General features: G+C 64.8%; 1 protein-coding gene (running past one end of the window). It reads right to left on the bottom strand.

What is annotated here, in order from left to right:
• On the bottom strand, nt 1-13,888 hold the 3' end of the coding sequence (locus tag ACQP2U_RS36125) for a LacI family DNA-binding transcriptional regulator (RefSeq protein WP_433711634.1). 86,756 nt of this gene lie beyond the right edge of the window; the window shows 13,888 of its 100,644 coding nt (coding positions 86,757-100,644); its start codon lies off the right edge, out of view; it ends in the stop codon at nt 1-3.

A 13,888-nucleotide genomic window follows, 5' to 3' on the forward strand; every position in this document is an offset into this window, starting at 1 on the left:
CTAAGGTTCCGAAGCCGGCGCCTCCCACAGCCCGCGGGCGTAGTTCAGGTCGGAAGTGAGCTCCGCCGTCATCTCTGTCGATTCCGATCCGACCAGTGCCCGGATCAATCTGCTGATGCGGAGATAGGCGTGGTAGACCTTCTCGTTCCCCTCGCGAGGCTCGCTCCCGAGAGACAACCCCAGCGTCGCCCAAGCGAAGTCGGGGTCGGCCCACATCACCCGGCGCCATCCCGTGAACCCGGACACTTGGCCGTTCATGAACAGGATGTTGTCGATGGTGAGCGCGGCGGGAATCAGCTGGGGGCGATTGAGCTGCAAAGTGTCGGCCATCGCGAGTATCGGCGCGAACGGATGGTCCGGAATATTGTGGGCGGCAATCCTTTCCGGGTGTTCCGCGAGCAAGCGCATGTCCTCGTCGACGAGTTCCCGCAGCAGGTGCGCGGAATCGTCCGCGACGAGGTGTCCGTCGGCAACCTCCGCTCGGGGCACCTTTCGCAGCTGCTCCAGCAATGTTTCCACCGGAGCGACGACTTCATCCAGAACGTGCACATGGTCGATTGTGGATACCGGGTGACCGGGCAGGCGCTCTTCGACGATCAGCGGCCCCGGGCCCTCCTCCGGCACCGCCGGATCCAGGACGAACAGCGGGCGCGGCACACGCTGCACCCCGTGACGATGCATGGCCGCAAGCAGCTCGTGCTCATGCCCCTCACCATCGCCGCGGTGTCGGGCCGCCTGATCGAGACGGTCCCCGACCACGCAGAAGCCGTCGCCGACAACGACACTCCAGCGGTGGGCGCCCTCGATCCAGATGACGCTGGCGCGCGAGATCAGGTCGATCAGCGACAGTGCCTCGTCCCGGTCCATCTCGAGGGCCGCGGATTCGTTGTCTCCCAGCGTCCGGTACGACCGCGCCATTCTCCGGGGGGCCGGCAGCGTACCGGCACCTTTCAGCCTATCGACGGGAATCGCAAACGGATCCAAGGTCTTATCCGAGCTCGCCGTCCCGAAGTACCGCATATGCATCACGAACGTGAAGGACCGTGCCCACCCTTCGGTGTTGTCACTCAAACGGGTGTCCTCGAAGTCCCCCGTCCAATCACGCACACCGGCGGGCAGGACGATGCCGAGTGCCTCGGCGTTGCGGTGCAGGACAGTGAACCGCATGACTCGATTCCACCACGGTTCACTGGTGCTGACCAGCGTGAGCACCACTTTGCCGGTGGACTTGCGCAGCGCCGTGCCGACCGCGATAGCGGCGGCATTACTCGCCGCGCGGCGTTTCACCGGTGGCCAGCCCGGCATCGCCGTCTGGGCGAAGGCTTGAATCTCCTGCGTGATCTCCCGGATGATCGCCTCGTCGAAGACTTGGCCGTCCTCGCGGACGGGCACGGTGTTCACCGTGGGATCGGACGCGGTATCGACGATCAAACCATGGTCGTACCCCATCGCTCTTCTGACCAGATCGGCGCAGCCGCGGGTGGATTTGCCCACCATCTCCCGCACGGCGGCATAGCTGGCCATATACGTGGTGTCGCGACTGGCATCGACCTGCCGCCCTAGCACAGCGGGAACGGTGTCGTGCGCCAGCCGCTGCGCATGGAGGATGGCGAGGGCGATCTTGACGTTGGGGGTCATATCAGCGCTGGACAGATAGCCGGCAACACCCCGCTGATGGAGAATGGCCTTGTCCCAGCATCGGGGGCCGAGCAGGGCCAGGTCCCAATCCACCATCCCGAATGGGTCGAGCTGTGTGTTGTCCGGAATATCGTCTCCGTGCAGCAGAGTGAAGTCTTCGGGTTCCGCCTCGTCGACCAAGGCCTCGACGAGATCGAACATATTCCTCGGAATCTCTGCCTGATCGATGATTGCCGCCGCCTTCGGATTTTTCACGAGGGTCTCGAACAGCCGCCGCTGCTTGGCGATGATCCACCGGAAAAACCCTGCGGTGTCCCGGTTTTCCGGCATCTCCTCCAATAGCAGGGCCCGCAGTTCCGGTTCCGGAATCTGATCCAGCTGTTGCCACAGCTTTCGGTAGCCGCCCATGACCTGTTCACGCTCGCCGTAATAGTCACTGGTGGACGCTTGATGACCGGGCAGCATACTCGTGATCACGATCGGGGTGGACTCGGTCGCCACCCACCGATCGAGGCACATATCGGTCAGCACCGCATAAGGCAATGGCACATTTTCCACCCCGTACTTCGCGAACAGCCGCAGTAGCTCGTGTTCGCGGAACACTCGCGGATCCACGCCTTCGGACGGTTTGCGCATGCGGACGAACAGGCCCCGTTCCGGCACCGCGTAGTTGAAATTGTTGTGGCCCTGCAGCAATTGGCCGGTGCGCAAGGCCGCGGAGAGCGTGGCTTCTGCTGCCAGCCTTGGCATGGGCGGGCGAGGGTCGTCCACCGCACCCTGCGGCCGGAACATGGTGGCGTGCACCTGTCCGGAGGAGTCCGCAGGTGCCATTCCGACGGCGAAATCGTAGGCGGGCCCACGCCAGCGCACACCGTCCGAATCCGGGACGCCCTCGGAGACCGGATAGCCATCCTTATCGAGGAACAGCGCCAACGTGCCGGACCGACCCGGCATACCCTCCGGCACAACGAAATCCGAAACAAACTCCCCCTTACCCGGATCCCGCAACTCGAGCCACACACGATCACCATCGACATGACGAATCAACCACCGCGCATGACCCAAATCCCCCCGCCGACCCGACAACGAAGGCTCGAACACCACCACCGCGATCCCGTCACCTTCGCCCGTCTCATCCAACGCCCGCCCCGGCGCCTGCAGCCGCGCCACCGCATCGGCCAACCCCGCTACGTGCTGTGCCCGGCCACCGAGCGCATTCTCCACATCGCTGACCAGCACTCCACCCAAACCGGCCCGGCCCAGCAACTCGATATCGGTACGGCCGAAGAACTCGGCCACATCCTCGACAACCTTCGGACCGCACTGATAGTCCTCGAGACCATCCGTCGTCACAGCAGCCCGATCGGTCCACTCTGCCGTCGCCTCGGGTTCCGCTGCCGCAGGCACACCCCGAGCCTGCAGCAGGGCCTGCGGAGGCTCTGGGGCCGGAACGGTGCCACCCGATTCGCCCACTGCCAGTAAGTGCTCGACGCTTGTCCACAAGGCCGGGTCGATGGCTTCGGCAGGCGCGGGCCGGGCCGCTGTGTCGGCGGGGGCCTCGGCGTAGCCGCCCTGCACGGCCCAGTCGATGATCGCGTCGATATCCGAGGTACCGAGATTCCTGCGAAGCTTGTTCCGCGCCTGCTGGAACGCCCTGGGGGAAACCCTCAGTTCCCGCGCCGCGTCCGCATCCGAAAGCCTGCGCGGAAGCAACCGCAAAACTTGCTTCTCGCGGCGGGTAAGTGATGCGAAATCGCCTGTCGGGCCGATCGGTTCGACAATGCCCTCCGCGGCCGCATGCACGGACTCGGCGACCCGGATCAGTGTGCGTCGATCAGTGCCCAGCTTGGCGGCGAGAGCATCGAGATAGGCGCGCACCCTCGGTGCGGTTACGCCTAGATTCGGGGCAATCGCGTTGAGGGACAACCCCGCCGCGACCTGGCGGAGTGCGGTCAGCTCGCGTGTGGTCGGCGTCTGGTCGACGTGGCTTTCCGGCGCCGCTGTGGCCGGGCGGGCAACTCCGCGCTGCATTGTGCGTACCGCAGCGTCCAGAGTCTGCTGGATCTTGCCCGTTGGGGCGCCACCGCTCGCCGAGGGCGACTCCGATTCTCCGATGGCATGTGCAGTGCGGGCCTCGGCGGCATCAACCAAGTGAATGGTTTTCGCGATCAGCTGTCCGGTGGTGCCGCTGCCGGTCAGCTTCTTCAGACGGGCCATCGTCGTCCGTACAGCTTTGAACGGGAGCTGCAGTTCCGTCGCGATTGCCTGGTCGGACCTGCCTTCGGCCTTGAGGAGGATAATCCGGCGGTCCTGAGCATTGTCGACAGAGTGCTCATGCGCCGGGGGCAGGGGTGCGAGGATCTCCCCGCGAATGGCCGCAGCGACCAGCGCTGCCTGATTGTCGACGACGCCGAACGCCTCTGCCAGCGCGGTGTACCGAATATTCACCCACCCCAGTGACCGGTCGAATTCTGCCGCTATCTCTTTTCGGCCGTGACCACAGGCGATCATGGTGAGGATGCGCATCAATTCGGCATGCTGTCGCCCATCGGATTCGGTAGAGGTGGAAACCAGCTGGTGGATCGTCTTCGCCACCAGTTCGGTTGTGGTCTCCGAATGGGTGACTTCCCTCAGCTCGGCAAGTACCTGATGCACGGCGCTGCGTGACAGGTGTACATCGTCTGCACACTGCTCAGCCGTTTTGCCTTCCGCCTTCGCAGCGAGGATGGCCCGTTCCTGTTGTGTCGGGACGATCGGGAACTGCGCAGGCGCGTCGATGAGCCCGCGCCGGATTCCGGTCGCCACCAAGGCAGTGTTGTGGTTGACAGTCCACCGTTCAGCGGTGCTACGGACAGCAACATCCAGCTCTGTGGCGAGGGCGGCAGCGCGGCTGATCAGCCACGCGGGTGAATGGTTCAGAGCTGTTGCGGCATTCGCGATGGTATGACCTGCCGCGAGAAGTTGGAGCACAATTCTCTGGAGTTTCGGTTCCCACGGTTCTTGAATTATCCCCTCGGAGACCGCGAAATCGAACACCTCCGTCCAGTTGTCTGCGGAAAGTTTGTGCAGGACATCCTTTCTGATCGCATACGCCGCCTCTGTGGAAATACCGAGTTGTTCGCCCGCTTCGGCGTATGTCATGCCTTGTGATCGCGCTTCGATAATTTGCGTTTCTCGATCGGACAATCGCGGCCAGACCATTTGACTGGTCGATGCTTCGATAATCCCCATTTCGATTATGCGCCGAAGTATGACGTCTCGGAGCTTGAGGCCAAGGCGGTTGCCGATTTGCTGCGTGTATTTTTGAATGGTGTTGGCAGACAATCCCATTGCCGCAGCACACTGCTCGGGCTTCTTGCCCTCACCCAACAGTCTGAGCAGTTCGGCATGGCGTGGTGGAAAATGCAGCGGGCGGAGTTGTTTTTCCGCTGCATGTGTCGTTCTCGGTGCGCCTTCGGATTCCGCTCGATCCTCGGCGACTCGGGCGAGCGCGCGACCGTAGTCGATATTCAATCTCTTGGCGATCTCGACGTACAGTCGATACAGAGACTGTCGAGTTACGCCCAACTCATCTGCAATTTGCGCATCTGTCGATGTGCTCAGCCGTCCGAATACCTCCATGTATTCTCGGCCAAGATCCAACTCGGCGTCGTCTTCGCCGATTTCATCAGGCTCCAACTCGGCGTCATCCTCTCCGACTTCGATATTGCCGGTCCCATCGCCGGGCGAGCTGTGATCGTGATCGGGTGTCGCAGGGGCGTCTGTTTCCGGCTCGGAGAGTCCGACCTGTGCGATATCCACCCGAAGCTGGTGGGCGAGTATGCGGGCAGCTACCACAACTTTCATGCCGCCGGGTTGGCCGACTCCAATTCCAGCAGGCCCGATACGTGGGTGCCGCGGCGTCGGCCAGAGAGCGTCGAGCAATTCGCGTTGGGGGTCGCTGAGGAGCGGCGATACCATGGCATGTTGTAGCTGTGCGAGAGTCGCCGTCTCGAGAACCTCCACGAGTTGGCCCGGAGTTTCCGGCACCGGGCGGGCCGCGGTATCAGAATCACCAAACGCAGCGACCGCCAGGACGAGTCGTCGCCGGAATTCGACGAACATGTCGTATTGCGGAATGCGCCCCCTGGCCTTGGCAACGATCCAGCGCTCGATATCGAGGTCGTCAGGCATCTGCCGGAGGGTATACACCGCGCGGGCGAACGCTTCCTCGGTGACTTCGCGTGCCAGCGGTGAATCGCCGTAGCGGCGCGAAATCCATCGATACACCTTGTCGCCGAACCGCTGTTTCAGCACATCGATGGCCTGCTCCCAGTTTCCCTGTGCGACAATCTCTTTGACGACCAGGGTCACTTGTTCCGGGGTCAACTCCGACTTCGGTGTGCCGTCTGGCGGGTTCGATGACGGTTTACCGCTGTTATCGCTCGTGGCCGGGGCTGCGTTCGCACCGGCGTTCCACTCCAGACCGTCTTCTCGATGGTGGAACTCTTTGCCGACCCCGTCGCGGAGGCCGAGTGGATCGAGGGTACCGGCGCGGCGGCTCTTGCGGGCTGGCCGATCCCCTGCGGCATCTTCGTCCAGCAGCGGCGCATAGGAGGACGCGGCTCCGGGATCCGGCGCGGCCGGTCCGCTGAGATCGGCTCGGTGCAGCTCGGCCTGGTCCGGCGCTGCCGTCGGCGTCGCATCGGATGCCGGCGATCGGCCGCCCGTAGATCCGGCAATCGGCTGCGCCGGTCGGTCGGATTCGCGTACCGCGACGGCGGCGCGGGGACGGTCGGTGATCAACACGTCCACCCAGGTATTGCGAAGCAGATCCGACATCATCGCGTCATCGTTGACCGTCCACACCATGGCGAGCAGTCCGTGCTCGGCGCACAGGCGCAGCACTCTGGCGCGGGCAGGCAGGTGATGCACTGCGACACCCGTGGCCCCGCAGGCTCGGATGCGGCGCAGCGGGAACACATCGCCCACCAGCGACAGCGCCGTACGTACCTCGGGGAAGTCACGCGAGATCGCCGCGATCGAGGAGTCCCGCAGGCTGGTAGCGATGAACCCGTCCGCGCCGAGCCGCCGCACCGCCAACTCGATCACCTCGTGCTCGTAGCCGGCCTCTTTCAGATCCAGGTGTCCGACCGCTTTTCCGGAAATGAGGGACATCACCTCGTCGACGAGCGGTACCTCGTAGCCGGCCCGCTCCGTCAATTCCGCGTAGGTCAGCGTGGATAGTTTCGGGCCGGTGTGATCGACCCGAGCATCGTGGTAGACGACGAGCTCCCCGTCCGCGGTGCGCCGAATATCGAACTCCACGAACTCCGCACCGCTGTGTAGGGCGTCACGGTAGGCGTCCATCGTTGCGGGGGTGACCTCTTCGCCACCGCCGCGATGTGCCGAAATCGCCGGTCCTCCAGTCCCTTCTCGCACCGGGATCCGCGGTAGCTCCGGCTTGGCGACCGGCCTCGGCAACGGACGGGTATCGGGCGCGTAGCGGCGGGTGCCGTCATCGATCGGAGTGTGACGTCCACGTTCGGGGTCGCCGGTCGCGGATATGAGCCTGCGCTGCCGCAGATTCGGTGTGGCGATGCCGGGGCGATGTTCGGCCAGCGATACCTCGGCGCCCCGGCCAACGCCGATGAGCGCGGTATTCGCCAGGGCTTCCACCGGTTGACCTCTGGTGAACCAGTAGTACCCCAGGTGCTGCCAGAGGCCCTTCGCCAACCGGCGGTCCGCCGGGAATGCGGCCCCGGCCCGTCGCGCGCCGAATAGGGCGGTGGCCGGATCCGCCCCCAAACCGAGGTTGAGCGCCCTGCCACGCATTCCCGGCGTGTTCGCGCCGAACCAGGTGACCTGGTCGTCGGGTGAGCTGAGCGTGAACACATTGTCCGCGCCGATCCCGATCTCATCGGCATGCCGCAATGGGCCGGCGCCCGGGGCGGCGAGAAACGTTACGGTGGCAAGCCGATCTGCCAGCTGCCCGTCCTCGAGTGCGAAACCCGTTGTGGGAGCGCCATAACTGAAACCGAAGAGATGGATATTGGGCGGTTGATCGGACTCCGACGCGACAACCGTGCGTGACGCGGTGAGTGCGGCGATCTCGCGTGCCAGTAACTGGCCACCGGATTGCGCCAAACCGGTGCCTGCCATCTCGGCGAGCACGCGCGGTCCGTGGGGCGTCCGGTATCCGTTCCACAACATCGATGCCACCGGTCGGCTCGGGTTCAGCGCGACCATCGCCTCGTAGTGGTTGCCGACATTGGTCACGTTGTATTCCAGCAGCGCGCCCAATGTGGAGCCGACCCCCGGCACGTGCACCGAAATGTCCGCCGCGTTCTTGCGAGCGTCCTTGTCATCGATGCAGCCGTAGAGCAATACCAGGCGTTCATCCTGTCCGAGGGCGCCGAAGTCGAAGGCCAGCAGATATACCGGTGGCGATCCCGGCATGGCGGCCGCGCGCCGCTGCGCGGCGGCCAACTGCCGCACCGTATTCCACAGATTCCGCACCGGACGATCGACGACACCGTTTCCACGCCGATGCCAGTGTTCCAGCATCCGCCCGATGAACACGCAGTTCGCCCGGTGCCGCACCGCCACCGGAATACCGTCGGCATTGCCGATCTGCTGCGGATATACCCGGATCAGCGCCCGCTGTACGTTCGACAGCGTCGAGGAATCGTTCGCCGCCAACCCATGCCACCACCGTGCCACCGCCATCGCATGGTCCTCGGCAAGCAGCACCGGCAGCAGCAGGCCCGAATAGTTATTGTGCAGTAGGGTTTTCGGGTCGGCTCCAGGCCCCCACTCGTCCAACGCGGCTCGGGCGAGCCTACGCTCTCGCTCGGTGACCGGCGGATCCGCAGGCAGAACCGCCGCCAGATCCGCCGGATCCGGTGGCCCGGACATGCGGTCACCATCAACCGGCCTGGCGCCGATGAAGAAGTCCTCTCCCCCCGCCGCGGACACCTCTCGTTGCGGGACATCGCCTTCCCGCAACACAAAACCTCGCACTTCCACCGCGGCATCGACGATGACCGCCGCGTCCCGCATCCACTGGTCGAAGACAAACTCCCGCCCGTCTTCGACCACCACCAGCCCGTCCCGCCCCGCCTTCAATCCGACCGCGTGCGCCGTGCCGTCGCCGAACACCAACACTGCCACCACCGCGGCCTTGCGCCCCTGTTCCTGCTCCGCCGAGACGAGATCCCCCGCCTGCGCCAGCGATCCGAAACCGCCAGGATGCCAGGCCTTTCCGACGACACCCGGCGCGTCCGGACCCCATACTCCCTGCAAGCCCGCGTCGAAGTCCGTCAGCCACTCCGGAACCGCGACGCCCACTGCCGCCCACATTTCCCGCGCCGCGGCGGGCAGGCAGTTCTTCGACGCGCCGCCCTGAGCGCGCCCTGCCGCATTCGGCCGCGCGTACCCGGCGACGGCTGTGGCTCTCGTGCCATCGGCTCCCTGCACAATCGCCTCGGAGAAGTCGATCGCCCGCTCCCACATCCGGCCCAGAAGATCCGTGCGCCACGGTCCCGGCGCCCCGGCCTTCGCGCGACTGGCGAATATCCGCTCCGGGGACATCACGCCTGTCGCCGAGGCGTGCACCACCCGCGCCGGATCGGTCAGCGGCAATGCCGGATCGGCACCGCCCGCGATCGTTCCCTCGGCGAGGGCTTCCACGGGATCGAACCGGCGAATACGGCCGAGTTCGCGGTAACCCATTCTGCTGAAAGCGCGCCCCGGAAGCCGCCGCCGCCATGCCCGGTAGGGGAGACCTGGCGGAATCAAACCCTGCCGCCGATAGTATTTGTAGGCGTCTTTCAGGGCCGCGGAGAGCTTCCGACTCAGTGCCCAGTCGCCATCGTCATCCACCACATGGACGAATTCGTGATAGGTGAGGTGATAGATCGCACCGCCGGCGCCCCGTGCCCAGTATCCTTTCGCGACATTGATCGCCAGCATCTTCTCGGCTTGTTGCAGATCGATGATCCTCGCCTTGTCGAGCCTGATCCATGCGGAGTGGTCCCTGACCCCCGTGCCTCGGGTGCCCCGGCTTTCTTGATATGCCACGGTTTTGGGCGAACTGGCTTTGTCACCGAGATCCGCGATTTCGACGGTGCGGAGGTTGAAGCGGCCCCCGAATTCGGCGATCCGGTCGCGCAGAGCTCGGTCGATGGACGCCACAGCCTTCGGTGCGACGTCGTCGACGTCCCAGCCCACCAGCCGGATGTGATGGTCGTCGTATAATTTTTGGACGATTCGAGCCTTGATCGCATGGGCGTCCACCGGCTGCTGCGCATCGGAAATCTCGGCCGCCGCCCCGTAGAAATCCGCCCAAACTTCACCCCACTGCTCGATATCCGACCGGTCGGCTACGTTCAGCAGCGCCGCGACGTGCGCCCCCACCTCGCCGCGGCTGTGCAGCGGGACATGCCACGTCGTTTTCCGCCGGTAGCCGCGTTCGGGACCGTTCTGCGCGCATTCAACGGACACATGCAGCTTGCGTACACCGTTCGCCGTAGTGGATGCCCGAACCTCGAGCACTGCCATCGGCTTTCGCAGGACGGCCGCTCGAACGTCGGTGTCCCGTCTCGCCACCGAATCGGTGATCCTGGCGAAGTAATCCAGCACATCGGAGGTGGCCGTGCGCATCAGCTCGGCCGCCGCATCGAGCTTGGTCGAATCCAGCCATCCCTGCCTGCGCAGTTCCGCGGTCAACTCGGCGACAGCGGGTCCCACGAACCTGTTCTGGTTCGGACTGAAACGCAGGGTGATATCCAGATCCCGCCCCGCCGACTCGGCCAACCGGTCGCGCAGCGAAGCCGTCGAACGCGGATCCTGTTGCACGGAGCTGATTTCCGGCTCGGCCGGATCGTCCCTGTCGTGCGCGTTCCCGTTGTCCTGCGACCGCACATCATCCGGTCGTGCAAACGCCATCGCCCCGTCGCCATGCGGCGACGGCTCGGCATCGGCAGGGTCGCGCGGTTCCGGCGGCAGGTCGGGGTCGGCGGCGAACCACACCGCCGGGTCACGTCGCCCACGGCCGAACGGGCTCGCGATCGGAGCCAGCGGCAAATCCCGTGGACTGCCACCGATCTCGGCGAATACGCCGACCAGACCGGCCGGATCACCTTGCGCGGCAGCAGCACCGCCCGCGAAAGCCCAAGCGTTCGAGGGCAATCCCGAACCCGACGGCGTCACGGTAGCCGAAACAGCGCCCCCCGCTGGGGGGTTCGACTCCCGCGCCATGGTATCGGTCCCCCTCGGCGATCTATGCGACTGTGGATCATCGACCGGTGGCGGTGGATCCGGCTCTCCGAGGTGGGTTGCGGTTTCGGTTCCGTCGTCCGGAGGCCATTGCGGCGACTCGAGTTCCGCGTCGTCGGTCGGCATCAAGAATCTCCCGCCCGGACGATCGGTGCGATAGAACTCGATTATCGAACCGTATTTCCCGACCGGTACATGGACCTCATTCCTGGTGACGTCGAGTGCGCCGTGCTTGGAGTCCGCAAAGATACCGTCCGGAGAAATGTATGCGACGACTCCTGAATGAGTCGGTACACGTTTCTGCCCCGAATGTGCTGGTGCCCCTTTCCCTCGGTATACAACAACGTCCCCAGGCGCTACCGAGTCCTCGGCCACCTGTCGGAAGCCGTTTTCCGCCAGGATCGTATCGACCACGCTCCCGGGTATCCAGCCCGCTTCACCATTGCGCGCGAATGTGTAGCCGTGGCAGTTGAAGTGCGGATTGATCGGCTCGATGGCCTCGAAGCGATCCAATCGGACACCGGCGCGGAGATACATCTTGTACAGCTCTCGGAACCCGGCCGGGCTCCGGTAAAAATATGGTGGTTCGGGGGCCGTGGCCGTTGCATCCACCCAATTTCGCGATGGAATCACTGTTCCCGCATCGGTCACATGGGTGCGCAGGGTGGGCGCCTGTGTCACCCAGCCGGCCGCGGCGATATGTGCCTCGATCAGTGCCGACCATTGCGCTTCGCCGGTCGAATATTCGGCAAGATCATTTGCCGGGAGAACATCCGACGTGTTAGCACCTGAGGACCGGATACGCACTCCGAACCAGGTCGACCCGCGCATGATGATCTCACCGAGCTTCGGATTGTCACCGGTCGTCATCGCGAGCTGCCGAGGAGACGGGTAATCGCGGATAGGCCCCTCGAAGCGCCGCAGGATGTCGTCCAGCCGCCGCTGATCGGTGGGCGCGGCGCGGACACGGATCTTCCTGATCCGCGCACAGATGTCGGCGACCGACCTGGCCAGCAGTACCGGCTCGGGGTCCCAGTCGTATCCGGCAAGTGCCCATACGAGTCCGCCGTCTTTACCGGTCGCCTGAATATAGATCCGGTCGACATCGGAGCGGTCGTCGTACGAATCCATGATCGCGGAGAGCGCCGCCGACGCACCTTTTCGGCGTAGATCTTTCGGGAGGAAAAGCGCGATATTGTGGACGACAATCAGATTCTGTTCGTCACGATAGATCACACGTTCCAGTCGCCCCATCCCAGCGCTGTCTTCGCTCGAGATGTCCGCTGCCATAATGATTTCGACGCCCGATGTGGTGACCCGGACCCCGGAGTTCAGAATTCGAGCACCGGACGCCGCCAATCCGAGAATATCCGCGTCCGGGATATGCCGATTGCCCCAATCTTCATATACGGCAATTACCCCATCGACCTGGACCGGACCGTATCGTCCCGCCAGTCCGCTGAGCTTCGTGGTCAATACATCGTTGTCACGCTCCGCCGCGGCGACATCGAGGAGTTCGCCGAACGACGGCACCGTCGACAGATCCGGCGCATCGAGCACGCGCCGTGGCGCCTGTGCCGTATCCGCCGGACGGGACCGGCTACCCCCGCTCGCCGGCGCGGGAGCTGCCTCGGCGGCATGGTCCGGGCGGCTCGAGAGCGCCCCGGCGCCATATCGTGCGCGGACCCGGTCGGCGACGCCTCGGTACAACACGGGGACGAACTCCGGTGAATTCGGGTCGGCGTCGACCAGATCGATGCCGATGATCTGCAACGCCCGCAACACTTCGTACAACGAATGATGTTGCGATGCCACGAAAGCGATGACCGCGAACAGGAAATCCTCCCATTCGACATCCTGCTTCGCCCAGTCCTGCGGAGTCATGAACCATTCGGTCGGGGCCATGAAACGCGCAGTGCTGCCCGCGACTCCCGCGGTGATCGGGATACCCCGGGCCACCATCTCCGTGAACCAGGCACTGCGGTTGTCGAATTCGACGAGCGCTGTTCCCGGCCGCCACGGCAATGCGATATCGAAGAGCCGGAAGTCCGTGTTCGCGACGGCTGCTGGAGCGATCGGCCCTTGGTCGTGGAAGACGAGCACGCGGTCCACGACGGCCTTACCGGACTTGTATACCCGGCGGCCCTGGGAGTCGTAGGTGTAGAGCACTTCGACGTGACCGTGCTGATCGCCCGGGATACGCAGCAACTGCCGCTCCAAGCGTCCGGCATCGACCCGGCCGCGCGCGTCCCGCGGTAGCACGAAGTCCGGACCCAGCACCTTCTTTCGCAACAGCCGCAGCTGCTCCGGCGGAATCGCCGCCAACTCCCGAGGCGATAAGGGCATGCCGAGGTGCAACAGGTTTCCGACGGTGAATGCCCGGCGGCGCTGCGCCTCTGTTATCCGGTCGCGGTTGGCCGTATTCCTGCCCTGGTATTCCTCGACCGCGGCCTGCGCCGCCGGAGTGTCGCGCACAAAGTACGAAACCTCGCGCAAGTCCAGCTCAACGATCTCGGAGTCCGGTTTCGCGTCCCGGATATTCCGCAGAACCGGGCGCAGCGCATCGATGTCCAACCCCGCCGCGCCCGCTGCCAGCTCCCAATCATCCGCGTTGAAAACCGCGGCGAGTCCCTCGTTCAACGTGGTGCCCGCCGCACTCTGCACCTCGGCGTTGCGAACCAGCGCGTTGAGGATCGCGGACATCAGCTCCCGCAAATTCCCGTGCCGACGCAGTTCTTCCAGCGACACCCACCGCGGCACCGCGCCGCCCCATTTATCCGGATCGCGCACCGTCTCCGGCGCCCCCGGAATGTTGTAGGCGTAGAAGGCGGAGTCGATCTGTTCCGGCGTCGCCCACGGGTGCAGCTGGGCCAGCACCGCACGCAACCGATCCAGCACAGCGACCGCGGCCCGACGCACCTCGGGCCGGTGATACAGCGCCCGCACCAGGGCAACCTCGTTCTCGGTCCGCAGCTGGCGCCAGTTGGTGACA

It is taken from the genome of Nocardia sp. CA-084685 (assembly GCF_050955785.1).
In the GTDB taxonomy this organism is placed as follows: Bacteria; Actinomycetota; Actinomycetes; order Mycobacteriales; family Mycobacteriaceae; genus Nocardia.